Below are 19,704 nucleotides of genomic sequence, written 5' to 3'. Positions count from 1 at the left end.
CACAGGCACGCTGAGGACAAGAAGGGCGACCACCGCCATGAGCATTCCAAACATCATTCCCATCACAGAAGACCTGATTGCCGCTCACGGGCTCAAGCCCGATGAGTACCAGCGCATTCTCGATCTGATCGGGCGTGAACCGACCTTCACCGAACTTGGCATCTTCTCGGCGATGTGGAACGAGCACTGCTCCTACAAATCCTCCAAGAGGTGGCTCCGCACCCTGCCGACCACCGGCCCGCGGGTCATTCAGGGCCCGGGCGAGAACGCCGGCGTGGTTGATATCGGCGATGGCGACTGCGTCGTCTTCAAGATGGAAAGCCACAACCATCCCTCCTACATCGAGCCCTACCAGGGGGCGGCCACCGGCGTCGGCGGCATCCTCCGCGATGTCTTCACCATGGGCGCGCGGCCAATCGCGGCGATGAACGCGCTCCGCTTCGGCGCGCCCGATCATCCAAAGACCCGCCACCTGGTCTCGGGCGTCGTCGCCGGTGTCGGCGGCTATGGCAATTCCTTCGGCGTGCCCACCGTCGGCGGCGAGGTCGAGTTCGACCCGCGCTACAACGGCAACTGCCTGGTCAATGCCTTTGCCGCGGGCATCGCCAGGACCGACGCGATCTTCCTGTCGGAAGCAAAGGGCGTCGGCCTGCCGGTGGTCTATCTCGGTGCAAAGACCGGCCGCGACGGCGTCGGCGGCGCCACCATGGCCTCTGCCGAGTTCGACGAATCCATCGAGGAAAAGCGCCCCACCGTCCAGGTCGGCGACCCGTTCACCGAAAAATGCCTGCTTGAGGCCTGCCTCGAGCTGATGCAGACCGGCGCGGTCATCGCCATCCAGGACATGGGTGCCGCAGGCCTCACCTGCTCGGCGGTCGAGATGGGCGCCAAGGGCGATCTCGGTATCGAGCTCGATCTCGACCGCGTGCCGGTGCGCGAAGAGAACATGAGCGCCTACGAAATGATGCTCTCGGAAAGCCAGGAGCGCATGCTCATGGTGCTTGAGCCGTCCAAGGAAGAGGTTGCCAAGGCGATCTTCGTCAAGTGGGGCCTCGACTTCGCCATTGTCGGCAAGACCACCGATGATCTGCGCTTCCGCATTCTGCACCAGGGCGATGAGGTCGCCAACCTGCCGATCAAGGAACTGGGCGACGAAGCCCCCGAATATGACCGCGAATGGCGCGAGATCGGCGGCCTGTCGCCGCTCGACATCACCGAAGTCGAAGAGCCCGAGGACTACGGCCAGTCGCTGCTCGACCTTCTGGGCTCGGCCAACAACGCCTCAAGGCGCTGGGTCTGGGAGCAGTACGACACGCTGATCCAGGGCAATTCGCTGCAAATCCCCGGCGGCGACGCCGGCGTGGTCCGTGTCGAGGGCCACGACACCAAGGCGCTGGCCTTCTCTTCCGATGTCACGCCCCGCTATGTCGAGGCCAACCCCTACGAGGGCGGCAAGCAGGCCGTCGCCGAATGCTGGCGCAACCTCACCGCCACCGGCGCCGAACCGCTTGCCTCGACCGACAACCTCAATTTCGGCAATCCGGAACGGCCCGAGATCATGGGCCAGCTGGTGATGGCCATCCAGGGCATCGGCGAGGCCTGCACGGCGCTCGGCTTCCCCATCGTTTCCGGCAATGTCTCGCTCTACAACGAGACCAATGGCGAGGCGATCCTGCCCACGCCCACCATTGGCGGCGTCGGCCTGATCGACGACTGGAACCACATGGCCCGCATCGGCGGTGCCAATGCCGGTGATGCCGTCATTCTGATCGGCGGCGATTGCAGCCATCTCGGCCAGTCGGCCTGGATGCGCGATTGCCTCGGCCGTGCCGAAGGCGCGCCACCAACGGTGGATCTGATGGAAGAGCGCCGCAACGGCGATTTCATCCGCTCCGCCATCCGCAACGGCCAGGTCACCTCTTGCCACGACATTTCCTCGGGCGGCCTCGCCACCACGCTGGCCGAAATGGCCATGGCTTCCGATCTCGGCATGAAACTTGACCTCTCCTCAAGCCACGGACCCGCCCATGCACTTTTGTTCGGCGAGGACCAGGCCCGCTATGTCATCACCGTCCCTTCCGATCTGTCGGGATACATCATGGCCAGCGCCGAGGGAGCGGGTGTTCCCTTCCGCCACCTGGGCACGATGTCCGGTGACAGCCTGACCATCGGTGGCCTGCTCTCGCTGCCGGTATCCACATTGCGCGCCACCCATGAATCGTGGTTTCCTGCCTTTATGGATGTTCCCGAAACCCTTGCCGCCGAATAGCCCAATCAGGAGCCGACCCACATGCCAATGAATGCAGGCGATATCGAAAAACTCATCAAGACCGGGATTCCTGACGCCAAGGTAACGATCCGTGACCTGGCTGGCGACGGTGATCACTATGCGGCGGAGGTTGTCTCCGAGAGTTTTCGCGGCAAGAGCCGGGTGCAGCAGCACCAAATGGTTTACAACGCGCTTGAAGGAAACATGGGCGGCGTTCTGCACGCATTGGCGCTGCAGACCAGCGTGCCCGACTGAGCCAATCCATGGCTGGGTTTCTCGACGGCCTGATCAGCGAGATTATCGACGGTGTGGTTGACGGCATGGCCAAGGGCGCCGTCACGCGCAAGCGCCGCCGCTCCACCACACGCCGCACGACAACCCGCCGGAAAACCACGTCGCGGCGCAAGCGCTCGACCACCACATCGACAATCGAGAAAATCCTGGTCGAGGCGCTGACCGGCAAGAAGCCCGCGCCCAAGCGCACCAGGATCCGCCGCACAAAGAGCCGCAAGACGCGCACCACAAGGCGGAAATCGACGGCTCGCAAGCCTGCATAGACCGACCGTCAGAGATCTAGTGGTCCGCTTTCGCGAACACCGCCACCACCGGCCCCGCCGGTTCGCCTGCATCGATTTCCATATGGATGCTGAGGGCCAGGCTCGAGACCGCACCGTCGAAGAACAGCGCGTTGTCACATCTCGCGACATCCCGAAACAGCCGCGCGAAGGAACCGAGGCTGACCCGATCGCGGGTGATCGCCAGCACGATTTTTCCGTCAGCCCTCACGCCGACACCGTTGCGGATGTATTTCGAGGTACCGTCAGGCAGGAAGCGCGGATGCATGGCGCCGTCGATCAGAAGCATGGGCCCAGACTGGGTCGCAAATTCCGGCGCGATACCGGCAGCCAGATAGGCATCGGTTTCCATCACCCCGGCGCTGCCGTCCTCGCGGACAAAGAACACCCCGTTGGGCTTGAGAAAGAAATTGCCGAACCCGTCATCTTCATTGAGCGGCGCAATCTCCACACCGTTTTCGACATAAAGCCCCACCGGCGTCATGTCGGCGTGATACATACCGGCATTCATCGCCATGATCGGTGTTTGCCCGCCGGCCGCCAGCGCCGTCACCGCCTTCTCCACGCTGCCCAGAACAGCGCCATCCGGCCCGCGATAGGCAAGCCGGACCGAATGAACGGAGGGATCGGCAACACACAGGATCGATCGCGCACCCTCGAACACGGTTTCTTCGCAGATATCGGGCATGTCGGTCACCGTCTCAGTCCTTCCTTGCGGGCTCTTCTCCATTGCACCTTCCGGCAGGCTTCGCTGCGGCAGGACCAGCCCGGACGGCTCGCTTTGGCCACCCACAACATTCCACACAGCCCAGCCGCCCCAAAGGGCCAGCAGGATCAGGACTAGATAACCGGCGCCACGTATCCACATCTCATCACTTATAGGGCTCCCCTTCTTGTCTTGTCATGCCGCCCGCGTTATCTGAAAGGCAAGAACTATCGTGGCCACACGCTTTGAAAGGATCCAACGATGTCCGGCATCAATGATTTCATCGACAACGAAGTGAAAAACAACGACGTGGTGCTGTTCATGAAGGGCACCCCGCAGTTTCCGCAATGCGGCTTCTCCGGTCAGGTCGTGCAGATTCTCGATTACCTCGGCGTTCCCTACAAGGGCGTCAACGTTTTGGCCGACGATGCGCTCAGGAACGGAATCAAGGAATATTCCAACTGGCCGACCATCCCCCAGCTCTACGTCAAGGGCGAGTTCATCGGCGGCTGCGACATCATCCGCGAGATGTTTCAGTCAAGCGAGCTGCAGCAGCACATGACCGACGCCGGCGTGCCGGTCAAAGCCGCCTGAGACTGACGACAGGACGACACGGCAAGAGGCGGATTTTCCGCCTCTTTTCGTTTCAGGGGCAGAAGGCAATCGAGGACCTCTGCCAAGACATGCAAGACACGACTGGAGACGATCATGACCTGGACCATTTATCTCTCGGGCGAAATCCACACCGACTGGCGCGAGCAGATCGAGGCTGGCGCCAAGGCGGCCGGACTGCCGGTGACATTCTCGGGCCCGGTCACCCATCACGAGGCTTCCGACGATGTCGGCGTCGCCATCCTCGGCGCAGAGCCTGACAAGTTCTGGCACGATCACAAGGGCGCGCAGATCAACGCCATCCGCACCCGCACGCTGTTGCAGAAGGCCGACATCGTTGTCGTCCGCTTCGGCGAAAAATACAAACAGTGGAACGCCGCCTTTGACGCGGGCTTTGCGAGCGCCCTCGGCAAGCCGCTGATCATCCTGCACCAGGACGAGCACGCACACGCGCTCAAGGAAGTCGATGCCGCAGCCCTTGCCGTCGCCAAGTTTCCTGACCAGGTGGTTTCGATCCTCAGCTACGTGATCGACGGGGAGTTATCCGGCTACACCGGTGTCAAGGACGCCGCGCAGTAAGCCGCCAATTGCGATGGCCGACAGCAGGAACTCTTGATGGCCGCGGCTGAAGCCCCGTCACTCTCACGCTCCAGCACCGTACATTTTGTCAAACCCGCAAAGGTCGCTGCAGAACGTTGACTCCCTGCATGATTTTCATCCTAGATCGATTCCGATTTGGAGAATTGAGCAGTAAAGTTGGCACGTCAGGATTTCGAATTGAGCAAAGAACCCGACCCGCCTCGACCAGAAGCCCGGGATTCGCGGATGGCTTTGGTGGTCACCTCATCATCGCTGTTCAGGCTCACGCTTACGGTCGGGCTTGCCGTCGTCATCTCGATCGCTGCGGTCACCCTGCGTGCCAATAACCAACACAACCACTGCGAAACCTATCTCGAAGCCCCTGCTGAAGTGACCCTTGTTGCCCACGCCGGCGGCGGCTTGCCGGAGGGAGACTATTCGAATTCGAAAGAGGCGCTTGATCAATCGGCGGCAAACGGCCTTCGCCTTTTCGAACTGGACTTCAACTGGACCGCGGATGACGAGCTTGCAATCGTCCATGATTGGAACCGTGAATACCGATACTGGCATCATCTGGACTGGACCGATTGGCTGGCATCCCATTTTGTTGCACCTTCATCCGCAAGATTTCACGCCAGCACTCCCAAATACGGCCTGACCAGGCTGTCCCTGGAAACTTTGTTCGAATGGCTACGGGCCAATCCGGGCAGGATCATCACCGATATCAAGGGCGGCAACATCGAAGGCCTCGCCCTTATTGCCAGCCTGGCCGGACCATTGCAGAACCGCTTCGTGCCTCAGATATACTCGGCTGCGGAGTACCAGGCGGTGCGGCAAATGGGGTATGAAGACATCATCCTGACAACCTATCGGCTGTCTCTTTCTCCGGAATCGCTTCGAGAGATTGACGAGCTTGATCTCTTCGCCGTGACCGTGCCCGAAAAACAGGTTGAGGCCGCAGCAGATATCATCTCGAAAAACCGGATCTTCACTCATACAATCAACACGCCGATCAATTTGACGGCGGCAGGCTATTACACCGATTGTCTGATTCCGGCAGAAACACGCAACGGTGTCTGAAAGCGCAATCCACGAGGACGGGCATCAATGACAGACACCACTTACACAGGTTTCGGCGACAAGGCCCTGCCCTTCCTCAAGGCGCTCGGCTTTCACCAGAACCGCGAATGGTTTCACGAGAACAAGCCCATCTTCGAGGAGCATCTCAACGAGCCGCGCGGACGGCTGATTGACGATCTGGCTGCGCGGCTCGCGGAAAAGAAGATCCCGCTCACCTGCTCCCGCAAGACCTCAACCTTCCGCATCAACCGCGACGTCCGTTTTGCCAAGGAAAAACACCCCTACAACACCCATGTCAGCGCGGTCATCACCCGCTCGGGCACCAAGAAGGACCAGGGGCTGCTCTATTTCCACGTCTCTCCGGACGACAGTTTTCTCGCCGTCGGCTTCTATTCGATGGAATCCGATGAATTGCGCGCCTTCCGCGAGGCCATCGTTGCACGCAAGGATCAGTTCGACACGGCGCTGAATCCGCTCACCGCTCTCGGGTTTGTCTTCGACCAGGAAAACAGCCTCAAGCGCACCCCGCGCGGTTTTGAGGACATCACCGATCCGGCGATCATCGATCTGCTTCGGCTGAGGCACCTGACCCTGTCGCGGCGTTTCTCCCCGGACAGGCTCGAAGGCACGGCGCTGCTCGATGACCTCACCGAACTTGCCATCGCGGCGCAGCCGTTCCTGAATTTCGGCTGGCGCGTCATCGACCCGGTGCGCGCCGCCCGCGACGAACCCAACCGCTAGGAAAGAAACACGGCCATGCACCTCAAATCCCTGTTCGGCCTGCTGGCCTTCGCCGTTGCCCTGCTGCCGGTTCCGACCGCCGCCGACGATGCCAACGAGATCGACCTCAAGCTGTTTGGCGAGAACGTGATTCAGGGCTGGGATGGATGCCGCTTCGCGCTTTGGCAGAACAACCGCGATCCGTCGGAAGACCGATACGCCTATGTGTTCTTCGCGCCGATCCCCGATGGCGAGGCGCTGCCGGGATGGGTCAAGATCGGCGACGATGTCATCGAGATCTCCCGGCTCGACATCGGCTCGGCCGACACCGGCATGCTCGAGCCGTTCCGCCTCTATCGCGACCCGGACGCCAGGCTGACGGTGATGATGGAGATCCTTGAGCAGACCCGCACCGATGACGGCATCGAGGTCACCGACGGACGCCTGACCTTCCTCAGGAACGACAAGTTCCCCTTTGCCATAAGGGTCAAGGGCCTGAATGGCTGCCCCGGCGCCGGTGCCGATGAGGCGGCAATGGCGCCGGCCTCGTCTGGTCTCAGCCTCGGTGCGCCGGTCGGCTATGACAGCCTCTCGGCTGTCCCCGCGCCGGTGCTTCGCGCCATTGCCGCCGATGCGCCTCAGTGCGAGCCGCAAGCCACCGCTGGCTATTCCTCCGCCTATGCCATCAACACCGAAGTGACCTTGTGGGAAGTACCGTGCAATCTCTACGCCGCCAGCGGATCAAGCGTGTTTGCGGTGACATGGGCCGGCTATCCCGATCACGCGACCATTCTCCCGTTCCCCGCTCCACCCGGCATGGGCATGAATGATGACGCCGAACTGTTGAACGCGAGTGTCGATCCGGCCAGCGGCAGCGTCACCTCCTATTCGCTCGACAGTGGCGGCGATTGCGGCTCCTTCAGCCGGTTCCAGCTGGTCGATGCCGAGGGCGAAACGGTCGAATTCGTGCTGCGCGAATTCCGCGAGAAGACGCTATGTGACGGCGTTCAGTCCGATCCGGCAGGCTTTCCGCTGGTTTATCAGAATCCTTGAGCCGGCCTGGCGGCGGCCGGGCATCACCCGAGCTGCACCATGGCACCCTGTTGCGATGACTGTGTGATCGCATCGATCAACGCATGGACCTTGAGCGCCTCGCGCCCGGTGATCGCAGGAGGACGGTTGTCGCGGATTGCACCGGCGAAATCCTCAATCACCGCCCTGTGCCAGTCGCACGGAAACGCCATCGGATCGGCCCCGCCGCCGGTTGCCGCCGGTTCCCCGGTCTCCTCTCGCCGTCCATCGCGCCAGGAAACCGTCAGCTGTCCTGCCCTGAGCACCGCCGTGCCAAGCGCACCATCAAGCGTGATCGTTTCCTCCGAACCCGGATAGCTCGCCGTCGTCGCCATGATCGTGCCAACCGCGCCGGACGCAAAGCGGACGCCTGCGGTAGCGAAATCCTCCGCTTCCATCCGGTGCAGGCGCGTAGTGGCGCACATCGCCTGAACAGAGACCACCGGTCCGGCAAGATGCAGCATCAGGTCAAGCGGATGGATGGCCTGGCTGATCAGAACACCGCCGCCATCGCGCGCATAGGTGCCGCGCCCCGGCTGGTCGTAGTAATCCTGGCCGCGCCACCAGGGCACCACGACCCGCACCAGCCCGATCTCGCCGAGGGCGCCATCTTCCATCAGGGTGCGCAAATGCCGGACTCCGGCGCGAAACCTGTGCTGCAGCACAATGCCCAGATGCACACCATGACGCTCGCATGTCTCCACCAGGCCTCGAGCGGCTGATACCGTCCGCTCAACCGGCTTTTCCATCAGGATATGCTTGCCGGCCTTAGCCATCATCCCGACAATCTCGGCCCGCTGGTCCGGTGGGGTGGCAAGGATGATGCCATCCACGCCGGGATCGGTTGCAATCTGCTCCAGACTGTCAAAAACCTGATAGCCGCGGCCTTCAGCGACACTCTCCGCTTTCGCCCGGCTGCGGTTGAAAATACCCGCAACATCAATGCCCTTTCCCGGATCCGACAGGGCTTCAAGATGTGGTTTGGCCGCCATGCCGAGACCGATCAGGGCAAGGCGCACAGGCCGCTCTCCATTCATTCCCCGCATCTCCCTTTCTGGCAGAGTTTCTGATCCGGCCGCACCCGGTGTCCCGGACAAGCCTAGCCATGTTGTGTCGTCGCTGAAAGACCATCCGCCGTGACTGCACCGTTTCGCCGAACTCTCATGAAATTCCGAGGCTTGCCGGATCGGAAAACCGGGTTTAAGAACGAAACCGGCACAAGCCAGAACGGCCTGCCTTCTGATCTCAGGACCGGTCAAGTCCAGGCAAATGGTGCGCCGAGCGGCGTCCATTGCAAAGACAGCTTCGAAAATCAACCGGGCGCTTTAACGCGCTCTGGTTCCGATAGGACAGCATCCCCATGCACGGAACAACGGCAACCGCCGTCAGCCCACCTGCGACCATCGGCGGAATTGGCCGCCCGCAATTCATCGCCATCATCGCTTCGCTGATGGCGCTCAATGCGGTGGCCATCGACATCATGTTGCCCGCGTTCCCCAACATCGCCGGCAGTTATGGAATCACCGATGCCAACCGGATTCAGCACATCCTGCTGTCCTATGTGATCGGCTTCGGCCTGGCGCAGCTGTTTTTTGGGCCGGTGTCCGATCGCTACGGCCGTCGCGCTCCCCTGTTCATCGGTATCGGGCTCTATGCCGTGTGCGCGGTCGCCGGGGCCTTCGCGCCGAGTTTCGAGTTTCTCCTGATTTCACGGTTTCTGCAGGGCGTCGGCGCAGCTGCAACCCGCGTCATTGCCATTTCCGTTGTCCGTGACACCCATTCGGGCCGCGGCATGGCGGCCACCATGTCGCTGGTCATGATGGTCTTCATGGTCGTCCCGGTTTTCGCCCCGATGATCGGACAGGTGATCATTCTGGCCGGCGACTGGCACCTCATCTTCATTTTCATGGCATTTGTCTCTCTCGCGGTTGGCATGTGGGCGCTGTTTCGCCTTCCCGAGACCCTGCATGAGCAGAACCGCCGCCCGCTGACCGTGAAGAGCATCAGCCAGGCCTTCGCCATCGTGCTGTCGAACCGGATCGCGCTGTTCTACACGCTGGCGACGAGCTTCTACTTCGGTTCGCTTTTCGGCTTCCTCAATGTGGCCCAGCCGATCTATGTCGACATCTATGGTCTGGGATCCTACTTTCCGATCGCTTTCGCGGCGGTGGCCGTTGTCATGGCCGGCTCATCATTCATCAATTCACGGCTTGTTGGACGCTTTGGCCAGCGCCGTCTGTCCCATGGTGCGCTGCTCGCCTATTTCGGCTTTTCGCTGCTGCTTGCGGGGCTGACCGCGATGGGCCCGATCCCGTTCTGGCTGTTCTTCGGAATCTCCATGCTGATGATGCCGTTGTTCGGCTTTGTCGGCTCCAATTTCAATTCGATCGCCATGGAGCCGCTCGGCGCCATTGCCGGCACCGCGTCGTCGACGCTGGGCTTTGCCCAGACCGTCGGCGGTGGACTTGTCGGCGCGCTGATCGGCCAGGCCTATGACGGCACGGTGTTCCCGCTGGCAGCCGGCTACGCCCTGGTCTCCGCAGTGGCGGTGGTGATGGTGCTCATCGCCGAGAAAGGCCGGCTGTTCGGCGTCGGAACGCCGGACTGATGTGAATCAGGATCAGCCCCGCCAAAGCGCCTCACGCACCATGTTCCAGCTGTCGATGTCGGTGGTCGCAAGCACGCCGCCATCGGTGTGTTCGGGCCGGTAGATGCTGCCATCGAAACGGCGGACATAGCCGCCTGCTTCCGTGGTGATCAGGCTGCCCGCCAGATGGTCCCAGGGCATCAGCTTGTTGTAGAGCGCAAAATGGATATGGCCGCCGGCAAGCAGCCGGTATTCCTGCGCGGCACAGCGATAGGCGACGCTGCCCAGGCAAAGCGCCTGGTTGCGCGCCAGAGTACTGCGCTCGGGCTCGGGCATGTATTGCCAGGAGGCCGAGCCGATCATCCGGTTGACCGCCCCGGCCGGCTCGGCAACCTGAAGCGCGGTTTCGCGGCCATCGAGCCGGCGCAGGATCGCGCCGCTGCCCTTCTCGGCCATGATCCAGTCCTTGCCAACCGGATCGTGTATGATACCTGCGATGGTCTCGCCGGCTTCGACGACCGCCAGCATGACCCCAAACGGGGCCACCCCTGAAGCGAAGTTGAAGGTACCGTCGATCGGATCGACCACGAAAGCCAGCCCCTCGGCCCTGCTCCAGCCCTCGAGCAGCGCCGGATTTTCTGAAACGGCCTCCTCGCCGATTACCACGGCGCTGTCAAATCGCTGCAGCAGCGCATCGGTGATCACCCGTTCCGCGTTGACATCGGCCTCGGTGACCAGATCGGCGGCAGAGGTCTTCTCATGAACCGCGCCATCACCGAGATTGCGGAACCGCGGCATGATTTCCGCCGTGCCCACATCCAGCAGCAGAGCCGCCAGCCAGTCCATGTCCCCTGAACTCAGAGTGCTCATGTATCCACCTTCCTGGATTGAACGGTAAGTCCCGCAAAATCGAACAGCGATCTGTCCAGCAGATGGGAAGGCCGCGTGTTGGAGAGCGCCCGGATCATCGAATCCTTGCGGCCGGGCATCCGCCGCTCGATGTCGCCGATCATCAGCTTCATGGCATTGCGCTGCAAGCCATCCTGCGATCCGCACAGGTCGCACGGAATGATCGGAAACTTCAGCGCTTCGGCAAAGCGCGCCAGATCCTCTTCCGCGCAATAGGCCATGGGGCGGAGCACCATCACGTCGCCGTCATCGTTGAGCAGCTTCGGCGGCATCGCTTCCAGCCGTCCGCCATGGAAGAAATTGAGAAAGAAGGTCTCGAGAATGTCGTCGCGATGATGGCCAAGCACCAGCGCCTCGCAGCCTTCCTCGCGCGCGATGCGGTAGAGATTGCCGCGCCTCAGCCGCGAGCACAGCGCGCAATAGGTGGCCCCTTCGGGAACCTTCGAGGTCACCACCGAATAGGTGTCGCGGTACTCGATCCGGTGCGGCACGCCATGGGCAGTAAGATAATCGGGCAGGATGCGTTTCGGGAAATTCGGCTGCCCCTGGTCGAGATTGCAGGCGATGAGATCAACCGGCAGCATGCCGCGCCATTGCAGGTCCATCAGGAGCGCCAAGAGCCCGTAGGAATCCTTGCCGCCAGAAAGCGCCACCAGCCAGCGCGGCCGCTTGCCGGTCCCGCCCGCAGCCGGCCCGACCATGGAGAAATCCTCGATCGCCTGGCGCACATTGCGGATCAGCCGCTTGCGCAGCTTGTTGAAAGACACGCTTGACGGAGCCTCTGCATAAAGCGACGGCCCGGCCTCCATTGCGTCCGCAAGCGCAGGCGCGGCCTCCCGCTCCGGTGACGGATCGGTGCCGGTGTCCTGCACGTTTGGGGTCTGAAGTGTCTCGTTCATGCCACCGGGCATGATGGCTTTGCGCAGCTCCGTCAAGCCCCGAACACCGACCAATCCATCCGCCGGGCCAATTGTTCCAGCGCCGCCGTTCCGAGTTTGGAATTGCCGACCCTGTCGAGCCCCGGCGACCAGACCGCGATCGAGGCCTTGCCGGGCGCGATCGCCAGAATACCGCCGCCGACACCGCTCTTGCCCGGCAGGCCGACGCGAAAGGCAAATTCACCCGATCCGTCGTAATGGCCGCAGGTCAGCATGATGGCGTTGATGCGCCGTGCGCGCTGTTCCGAAACCACCTGCGCGCCGGTCACCGGGTCACGCCCCTGGCTGGCCAGAAACAGCCCCGCGCGCGCAAGCTGCCGGCAGTTCATCACCAGCGCGCACTGGTGGAAATAGACGCCCAGAACATGGTCGACCGGATGATCGATATTGCCGAAGGACCGCATGAAATGCGCCAGCGACGCGTTGCGGTCTCCATGCGCGGTTTCCGAGCGCGCCACATGTTCGTCGATCAGAATGGAATCATCATCGGCAAGATGGCGGATGAACTGGATGATCTCGCCGATCGCCTCCTTCGGCTGATGCCCGGCCATGATCAGGTCAACCACGGCGATGGCGCCTGCGTTGATGAACGGATTGCGCGGCCGGCCCTTTTCCTGCTCCAGCTGAACGATCGAGTTGAACGGGTTGCCAGATGGCTCGCGCCCGACGCTGCTCCACACCGAATCGCCGAGCTTTCCCAGCGCCAGAGCAAGGGTGAACACCTTCGACACGCTCTGAATGGAAAAACCGGTCGCCGAATCGCCCGCCGAGTGGACGGTTCCATCCGGCAGGGTGACGGCAATGCCAAACTGCTTCGCATCGACCTTGGCAAGTTCGGGAATATATTGCGCCACCACGCCGCAATCTTCGACACTGGCGGCCTCGGCGGCAATCTCGTCTAGAACCTCTTGCAGATCAGTCATCGGCGATCTCCGGAGCTGGACCTTCATGTCTTCGCATACAAAAAAGCCGCCCCGAAGGGCGGCCTTGATCTGACGCGACCCGGAAAGGGATCAGCGCGAATAGAATTCGACGACCAGGTTCGGTTCCATCACGACGGCGTAAGGAACGTCCGACAGGGCCGGCACGCGAACGTATGTGGCAGCCATCTTGTGGTGATCGGCTTCGACGTATTCGGGAACGTCACGCTCGGCCAGCTGCGAGGCTTCGATGACGAAGGCCAGCTGCTTGGACTTTTCCTTGACCGCAACCACATCGCCCGGCTTGCAGCGGTACGAACCGATGTTGACGCGCTTGCCGTTGACGGTGACATGGCCGTGGTTAACGAACTGGCGGGCAGCAAAGATCGTGGCGACGAACTTGGCGCGGTAGACGATGGCGTCCAGACGCGATTCCAACAGGCCGATCAGGTTCTCGGGCGTATCGCCCTTCATCCGGTTGGCTTCGTCGTAGATCTTGCGGAACTGCTTTTCCGAGATATCGCCGTAATAGCCCTTCAGCTTCTGCTTGGCGCGCAGCTGCACGCCGAAGTCGGAAAGCTTGCTCTTGCGGCGCTGGCCGTGCTGTCCGGGGCCGTATTCGCGGCGGTTGACCGGGGACTTCGGACGGCCCCAGATGTTTTCGCCCATACGGCGATCAAGTTTGTATTTTGCCGATTCGCGCTTGCTCATCGCATTTCCTCTCAAAAGGTTACACCGGTCTGTTGTCAAACCGGATGAAGGAAACGCGCCCTCCTCTGGCCCCCGTTTTCGAGACCTGACAGGACGGTTCACGCACGCATTGTGACAAACCGTCCACGGGACACGTAAGAAAACGCGAGGGCATGAACCCTCGCGCTGGCCGGGTCTCTAGAACATCGTGCCGTGGCTGTCAACGCTTGCAGCAAAAGGCAGATGCCGCAAAACGGATTGCCGGCATGCGCCCGATCCGGCGCAGGCATCCCTGCCTGCATCCCCGGTCATCAATGGATGGCGGCGACGGCAGCGCAATGCCGCGTCAAGCCGATGTTCCCCAAGCCCGCAAGGATCGGTATAGCAGGGCATGCCCCAATTGGAATCGGATTCTCCCATGACAGACACCGTTCTCGACCGCCTGCTCCGCTACGTCGTCATCGACACCCAGTCAGATCCGGAATCGCACGCGCAGCCCTCGACGGAAAAGCAGAAGGATCTCGGCCGCGTTCTGGTCGAGGAGTTGCTGGCTCTCGGACTCTCCGACGCCCACATGGACGAGCACGGCAATGTCTATGCGACGCTTGACGCCAACACGGACAAGGACGTTCCGGTCATCTGCTTCTGCTCGCACATGGACACCGCCCCCGATTTCACCGGCACCAACGTCAAGCCCAATATCGTCAGCAACTACCAGGGCGGCGATATCCAGCTCACCGGCGACACAACCCGCATCATCAAGGTCTCAGAGCATCCCGACCTCAAGCACCAGATCGGCCACGACATCGTCACCACCGACGGCACCACCCTGCTCGGCGCCGACGACAAGGCCGGCATCGCCGAGATCATGACCGCCGCCGCCACTCTGATCGCCAACCCGGAGATCCGGCACGGCACCATCAGGATCCTGTTCACCACCGACGAGGAAATCGGCCGCGGTGCCGACAAGGTCGATATTGCCAAGCTTGGCGCAGCCTTCGCCTACACGCTAGACGGTGGCCGCATCGGCGAGATCGACGACGAGACCTTCTCCGCCGATGGCGTCGACATCGAGATCTCGGGCGTCGCCCAGCACCCGGGCACCTCCAAGGGCGTGATGGAGAACGCCATCAAGATCGCCTCAGACATCGTCGCACGGCTGCCCAGGGATCTGGCGCCCGAAACAACCGACGGCCGCCTGGGCTTCATCCATCCGACCGACATATCCGGATCAATGGACGCGGCACATGTGAAGTTCATCATTCGTGATTTCGTCAACGAGGGCCTCACCCAAAAGGAAGACCTGCTCAGATCCATCGCGGAAGACGTGATGAAAGCCTATCCCGGCTCGACCATGCGCTTCACCGTTACCGAGCAGTACCGCAATATGAAGCAAGTGCTCGACCGCAATCCCGAGATCGTCGGCAATCTCATCGAAGCCGTCCGCCGCGTTGGCCTCGAGCCGGTGACCAGTTCGATCCGCGGCGGCACCGACGGCTCGCGGCTCTCCTTCATGGGCCTGCCCTGCCCCAACATCTACACCGGCGGCCACTCCTACCACTCGCCGCTCGAATGGATCAGCGTTCAGGACATGGAGAAGTCGGTGGAGACGATCGTCGAACTGGTCAAGGTCTGGGAGGAGCGGGCGTGAAACACAGTTGACTGTGGACTGCCGCTCCTGGTCACAATCCGGCTCAACAGCCTGGTAGCGGGAAACCCGCCATTGTTGTCATCACAGTTGTTCCCCGGCGCCAGATCAGACAGGAAAATCATGCAAGCCTATTTGCTGTGAACCTTGATGCCCCACCATTTCGGGCGACTTCCAGTGTAGGAATGTGCCACGGGAACAAGATCACTTCGGCCGGGTTTGTCAAAGCAGCCCACCAGCAAGGCAATCGTGGGCTGATCATCAATAGCGCCTAGAGTGCTGCCGCATACTTGGCAAAAAGCGCGACTGGAGTAGTCCGATGATCGGTACACCGACGGAGGACCTCCCGGCCCGGTCCACGACACCGCGTCCTTTGGAAAATCCACCCAGACCGAGGTAGGGCACCCGGTATGACGCTGGCACATCTTGCACGAGCAGGTGTGAGGGTTTGACGCTGGCGCTCGAGCTTCGAAACGGATCGCGCCGCAAAGACACCCACCAAGATGTATTGACCTGCTTGCCATCATCACCTCTTTAGGCTGCATACTGAAGATCACTCGCCAATGAGCTCATTGCTCACCCCCATGATCAAGCAAGGATTGTGTCCTTACGTCAATGCGACACCTCGTTGTTTCCGGGTGAATGAAACACGGGCCAGAACCGCAGGTTCAGGAATTTCAACCTGAACGGCGAGCAAGCAACAGAATGCGGGCCCGACTCAAACTCCAGAAAAATTCATCCGACCGGGCTCACCCGCCAGGCCACACACGAAAACCCGGAAACGGCCTTCTATCCAATTCTGACTTGTGAAGGGCGCTTCTGGGCAGCGGTGGTGGGGCCGTTTTCACAGCGGTACTCCACACCTCGTCTCCCACAAAGCGAGGAAAACAGTGCCTGATTACTCCGCCGCCTGTGCCGCGTTCTCGTCCGGCGCATCCGCGGCTCCCGGCGCTGTCTCCGCCTGCAGCTCCGGGATCCCGACGATGCGTTTTCCCGAATGATCGGCGTGCACGATGATCAGCTCCTGCTCCTCGAAATAGCCGAGCAGCCTGCGCGCGCGCCGCGCCGAGTGGGTGCCGTAGGCCCGCGCAATGCGGGCGTCGGACGGGCACGGCTCGGCCCGGATCGCGGCCACCGCCAGCATCAGGAACACGCCCTGCAGATCCTCAGACACCTGCGCCGAGAGCCTCAGCGCCGTGGCCCAGGCCTCGCCGGCCGAAGTCTCGACGTCGACGCCCGAGCGGGCGATGGCGACACGGCGGCGGAATTCGGCAAGCGGCATCGGCGAGCCGGTCACCCGCCGCATCCTCAGCCGCACCAGGAAATCCTGGTAGAGCGCGGCATCGGTCCGGTAGCCGGACTCCGGATCGGCGAGGATTTCCGAGAGCACCGCGGCCACCCGCTCCTCGCGCTCTTCCGCCGACAGGCCGCCGGCGCTTGCCGCCTCCCCGCCAGACCGCGCCATCGGCTGATCCTGCAAGGGCGTGGCGCGCGACAATTCGGCCAGGATATCGGTGGTCGGCCGCGGCGCCGGACGCGCCCGGCGTGCGGGTGGCCGGGTGAGTTCTTCCGGATCGGGGGTGAAGATCAGATCTTCGACGTCTTCGACGGTTTCCGGCATCGGCATCAGCTTCGGGCTCGAGGATCGCGCCTGGGTTTCCACCGCACCGATGGCGATCGGCAGCGGCCGCCGCGAAAGCGCCGGGCCGAGGCCGACAAAATTGCCGCGCTGCAGGTCGCGGAACATTTCCGCCTGGCGCCGGTCCATGCCCAGGAGATCGGCAGCACGGGCCATGTCGATGTCGAGAAAGGTCCGGCCCATCAGGAAGTTGGAGGCCTCCGCCGCCACGTTCTTGGCCAGTTTCGCCAGCCGCTGGGTGGCGATGACGCCGGCCAGCCCGCGTTTTCTGCCGCGGCACATCAAATTGGTCATCGCGCCGAGCGACATCTTGCGCGCGTCCTCGGAAACATCGCCGCCGACGGCGGGCGCAAACATCTGCGCCTCGTCCACCACCACCAGCACCGGATACCAGAACTCGTGCTCGGCATCGAACATGGCGTTGAGAAAAACGGCCGCGGCGCGCATCTGCTGCTCGACATCGAGCCCTTCGAGCGACAAGACACAGGAGACCCGGTGCCGCCTTATCCGGCTGGCGATGCCGGCAAGCTCGCCCTCGCTGCGCTCGCCCTCGACCACCAGGTGGCCATACTTTTCAGACAGCGTGACGAAATCGCCTTCGGGATCGATGATCACCTGCTGCACCCATTGCGCCGATTGCTCGAGCAGGCGCCTGAGCAGATGCGACTTTCCCGAGCCCGAATTGCCCTGCACCAGGAGACGGGTCGCCAGCAGCTCTTCGATGTCGAGCTTGGCTGGCTGTCCGCCCGTCAAGCTTCCCATGTCAATTCCGACCTGCACCTTGGCTTTACTCCGTGAACGCGACGCGACAGTTCTGCGATTCGGCCACCACCAGGCCACCGCATTCCCTAACAGAATTTGCCGGTCCTGCCGCCGCTGATACGTGAAATACACAGGATTTCGTGCCCGGCGGACGGCCTCAGCCGGCGGTCAATCCAAACCCGTGCATCAGTCTGAGCGCGCTGTAATCGGGCTTGCCCGAGGTGAATACCACGCTGTCGCGCGCGTCGGGCAGCGCGTGGCCGCCCGGCATGGTCTCGACGATCGCGAGCGCCCGCCGGGCGATGGCTTCCGCCGGATCGATCCAGTCCACCGGCCATGGCGCGAGCTTGCGCATGCGGTTGACCAGGAACGGGAAATGCGTGCAGGCAAGCACCACGATGTCGGTCTTTTGCCCGTCCTTCTCGACGAAACAAGGCTCGATCTCGGCCTTCACCGCCGCTTCGTCGACAAAGCCCTTGCGCATGTAGGTCTCGGCCAGTTCGGCGAGGTTTTCCGATCCCACCAGCCGCACATGCACGGTGTCGGCATAGTCACGGATCAGGTCCCGCGTATACTGCCGTTTCACCGTGCCGGGCGTCGCCAGCACCGAGACCAGGCCCGAGCGGGTCCGTTCCGCGGCCGGCTTGATCGCAGGCACCGTGCCGACAAACGGCAGGTCCGGATAGGCCTGCCTCAGCGAGGGCATGACGATGGTCGATGCGGTGTTGCAGGCAATCAGCGCCAGGGCCGGGTTGTGACGCTCGATCAGGCCAGCGAAAAGGCCGACGATCCGGTCGTTGAGCGCGCCTTCTTCCCAGCGTCCATAGGGAAAGCCGGCATCATCGGCGACATAGACGAATCGCCTTCCCGGCATGATCACCCGGGCCTCGCGCAACACGCTCAATCCGCCAATACCGCTGTCAAAGACCAGAACCGGCCGCTCGCTCATTCCTCGTTACCCCGCCCTTCGTCCAGAGGCTCACTGCCCGCGCCGGGCACGCGCTGTCCAGGGCGAGCAAACCTGTCAAATGAGGCGAAAAGACCGCGCAGCACGGCAATTTCATCGCTGGAAAACCCCGGCCGCGTCAGCACGGCGCGCAAGTTGTCGACCGCCTTCATCTTCTTGGTCTCGGAGCGGAAATAGCCGCGCGCCTCAAGCCCCTCCTCGATCTGGTCGAACAGGCCAAACAGATCCGCCTTCGGCGCCGGCTCCACCTCGGGCGTGGAAAACGCGGTCTCGTGCGGGCTCGAAAGCCCAGATTTCATCCATTCATACGACATCAGCAGCACGGCCTGGGCGATGTTGAGCGAGGCGTAGGCCGGGTTGACCGGAAAGGTGACGATTTCGTCGGCAAGCCCCACCTCCCAGTTGCGCAGCCCGATGCGCTCGCGCCCGAACAGGATCCCGGTCTTCTCGCCGTCATTCTCCCGCCCGCGCAGCACTTCGCCCGCCTCCACCGGCCCGCGCACCGGCTTGTGCCCGTCGCGCGGCCGCGCCGTGGTGGCATAGACAAAGTTCAGGTCCGCAACGGCTGCTTCCAGCGTCTCGTACACCACTGCCGCGGCAATCACGTGATCGGCCTTCGCCGCAGCACTCACCGCCTTGTCATTGGGCCAGCCGTCGCGCGGATTGACGATCCTGAGATTGGACAGGCCGAAATTGGCCATGGCGCGCGCCACCATGCCGATGTTCTCGCCCAGCTGCGGCTCCACCAGGATGATCGCCGGCCCGCCGGTCATCAGTTCACGATTTCGGTCGGTTCCGGCCACTAGCTTGCTCCCAGCCAGGCGCAACGCAGAAACAACGCCGCCCGGCCGGGATACCGGGACCAGCGGGGGTAAGGCATATTGGTTTTCACGAGCACAGATCTTCCATTACCAATCCGGACATGCCTAGAGCCCGACGTCTGCACAGTCAATCTGAACGGTAGGTTCGAAAGCTGTCGCGCCGGCGCGATATCAGGCTTTGGTCGCGATCCCGCCTGAACGGCCGGCCTGC

General features: G+C 62.4%; 20 protein-coding genes. 10 read left to right on the top strand and 10 right to left on the bottom strand.

The window, feature by feature from the left end; genetic code table 11:
- Positions 1-37: 37 nt before the first annotated feature.
- The 3 genes from purL to GTW23_RS07205 are packed head-to-tail and all read left to right on the top strand — an operon-like array spanning position 38 to position 2,826.
- Positions 38-2,269, top strand: coding sequence for a phosphoribosylformylglycinamidine synthase subunit PurL (gene purL / locus GTW23_RS07215; protein WP_252915223.1), 2,232 nt, complete (start codon positions 38-40; stop codon positions 2,267-2,269).
- Between the two features lie 21 nt (positions 2,270-2,290).
- Entirely contained in the window at positions 2,291-2,524 is a 234-nt protein-coding gene (locus tag GTW23_RS07210) for a BolA/IbaG family iron-sulfur metabolism protein (RefSeq protein ID WP_152008465.1), read from the top strand.
- A gap of 8 nt (positions 2,525-2,532) precedes the next feature.
- The gene (locus GTW23_RS07205; protein ID WP_252915222.1) at positions 2,533-2,826 is read left to right on the top strand and encodes a hypothetical protein; all 294 of its coding nucleotides are present in this window, start codon (positions 2,533-2,535) and stop codon (positions 2,824-2,826) included.
- Between the two features lie 16 nt (positions 2,827-2,842).
- Here the strand turns inward: GTW23_RS07205 and GTW23_RS07200 are convergent, their stop codons facing one another.
- Positions 2,843-3,712, bottom strand: a complete 870-nt coding sequence (locus tag GTW23_RS07200; protein WP_252915221.1) for a phosphodiester glycosidase family protein — start codon at positions 3,710-3,712, stop codon at positions 2,843-2,845.
- 99 nt (positions 3,713-3,811) lie between these two features.
- Between GTW23_RS07200 and grxD the strand changes: the two genes are divergently transcribed.
- The 5 genes from grxD to GTW23_RS07175 all read left to right on the top strand — a co-directional run bounded on the left by grxD (position 3,812) and on the right by GTW23_RS07175 (position 7,594).
- A complete protein-coding gene (gene grxD, locus GTW23_RS07195) occupies positions 3,812-4,144 on the top strand; it encodes a Grx4 family monothiol glutaredoxin (RefSeq protein ID WP_152008463.1) in 333 nt (110 codons plus the stop codon).
- A 114-nt stretch (positions 4,145-4,258) separates the two neighbouring features.
- Positions 4,259-4,741, top strand: coding sequence for a YtoQ family protein (locus GTW23_RS07190; RefSeq protein WP_252915220.1), 483 nt, complete (start codon positions 4,259-4,261; stop codon positions 4,739-4,741).
- A gap of 177 nt (positions 4,742-4,918) precedes the next feature.
- A complete protein-coding gene (locus GTW23_RS07185; protein WP_252915219.1) occupies positions 4,919-5,821 on the top strand; it encodes a PI-PLC domain-containing protein in 903 nt (300 codons plus the stop codon).
- A gap of 27 nt (positions 5,822-5,848) precedes the next feature.
- Entirely contained in the window at positions 5,849-6,562 is a 714-nt protein-coding gene (locus tag GTW23_RS07180; RefSeq protein WP_252915218.1) for a TIGR02453 family protein, read from the top strand.
- Positions 6,563-6,577: 15 nt separating this feature from the next.
- On the top strand, positions 6,578-7,594 hold the full coding sequence (locus tag GTW23_RS07175; protein ID WP_252915217.1) for a DUF1176 domain-containing protein: 1,017 nt from the start codon (positions 6,578-6,580) through the stop codon (positions 7,592-7,594).
- A gap of 23 nt (positions 7,595-7,617) precedes the next feature.
- On the opposite strand, the gene GTW23_RS07170 is transcribed toward GTW23_RS07175, so the two are convergent.
- Entirely contained in the window at positions 7,618-8,649 is a 1,032-nt protein-coding gene (locus GTW23_RS07170) for a Gfo/Idh/MocA family protein (RefSeq protein ID WP_252915216.1), read from the bottom strand.
- Between the two features lie 323 nt (positions 8,650-8,972).
- Between GTW23_RS07170 and GTW23_RS07165 the strand changes: the two genes are divergently transcribed.
- The gene (locus GTW23_RS07165; protein WP_252915215.1) at positions 8,973-10,220 is read left to right on the top strand and encodes a multidrug effflux MFS transporter; all 1,248 of its coding nucleotides are present in this window, start codon (positions 8,973-8,975) and stop codon (positions 10,218-10,220) included.
- 12 nt (positions 10,221-10,232) lie between these two features.
- Here GTW23_RS07165 and GTW23_RS07160 read toward each other — a convergent pair whose 3' ends face one another.
- The 4 genes from GTW23_RS07160 to rpsD all read right to left on the bottom strand — a co-directional run bounded on the left by GTW23_RS07160 (position 10,233) and on the right by rpsD (position 13,677).
- Positions 10,233-11,069, bottom strand: coding sequence for an inositol monophosphatase family protein (locus GTW23_RS07160; protein WP_252915214.1), 837 nt, complete (start codon positions 11,067-11,069; stop codon positions 10,233-10,235).
- Entirely contained in the window at positions 11,066-11,917 is an 852-nt protein-coding gene (gene ttcA / locus GTW23_RS07155) for a tRNA 2-thiocytidine(32) synthetase TtcA (protein ID WP_252915582.1), read from the bottom strand. Before ttcA ends, GTW23_RS07160 begins: the two co-directional genes overlap by 4 nt.
- 122 nt (positions 11,918-12,039) lie before the next feature.
- Positions 12,040-12,969: a glutaminase gene (locus GTW23_RS07150; protein WP_252915213.1), complete on the bottom strand. Its 930-nt coding sequence runs from the start codon at positions 12,967-12,969 to the stop codon at positions 12,040-12,042.
- Between the two features lie 90 nt (positions 12,970-13,059).
- Positions 13,060-13,677: a 30S ribosomal protein S4 gene (gene rpsD / locus GTW23_RS07145; RefSeq protein ID WP_152008454.1), complete on the bottom strand. Its 618-nt coding sequence runs from the start codon at positions 13,675-13,677 to the stop codon at positions 13,060-13,062.
- Positions 13,678-14,074: 397 nt separating this feature from the next.
- On the opposite strand from rpsD, the gene pepT reads away from it, so the two are divergent.
- Positions 14,075-15,307: a peptidase T gene (gene pepT / locus GTW23_RS07140; RefSeq protein ID WP_252915212.1), complete on the top strand. Its 1,233-nt coding sequence runs from the start codon at positions 14,075-14,077 to the stop codon at positions 15,305-15,307.
- A 128-nt stretch (positions 15,308-15,435) separates the two neighbouring features.
- Here pepT and GTW23_RS07135 read toward each other — a convergent pair whose 3' ends face one another.
- From GTW23_RS07135 to GTW23_RS07120, 4 genes are all read right to left on the bottom strand, one after another.
- On the bottom strand, positions 15,436-15,828 hold the full coding sequence (locus GTW23_RS07135; RefSeq protein WP_252915581.1) for a GFA family protein: 393 nt from the start codon (positions 15,826-15,828) through the stop codon (positions 15,436-15,438).
- 374 nt (positions 15,829-16,202) lie between these two features.
- On the bottom strand, positions 16,203-17,723 hold the full coding sequence (locus GTW23_RS07130) for a helicase HerA domain-containing protein (RefSeq protein WP_252915211.1): 1,521 nt from the start codon (positions 17,721-17,723) through the stop codon (positions 16,203-16,205).
- Between the two features lie 139 nt (positions 17,724-17,862).
- Positions 17,863-18,654 carry a glutamate racemase gene (murI, locus tag GTW23_RS07125; protein WP_252915210.1) on the bottom strand — a complete coding sequence of 264 codons (792 nt, stop codon included), beginning with the start codon at positions 18,652-18,654 and terminating at the stop codon, positions 17,863-17,865.
- Positions 18,651-19,475 carry an RNA methyltransferase gene (locus GTW23_RS07120; RefSeq protein WP_252915209.1) on the bottom strand — a complete coding sequence of 275 codons (825 nt, stop codon included), beginning with the start codon at positions 19,473-19,475 and terminating at the stop codon, positions 18,651-18,653. The genes murI and GTW23_RS07120 overlap by 4 nt, the downstream gene beginning before the upstream one ends.
- Between the last annotated feature and the right edge of the window lie 229 nt (positions 19,476-19,704).

The sequence above is a fragment of the Parahoeflea alexandrii genome (assembly GCF_024105735.1).
In the GTDB taxonomy this organism is placed as follows: Bacteria; Pseudomonadota; Alphaproteobacteria; order Rhizobiales; family Rhizobiaceae; genus Hoeflea; species Hoeflea alexandrii.
Note: the sequence above shows the minus strand (reverse complement) of the source record. Positions and strands in the feature narration are given on the sequence as shown.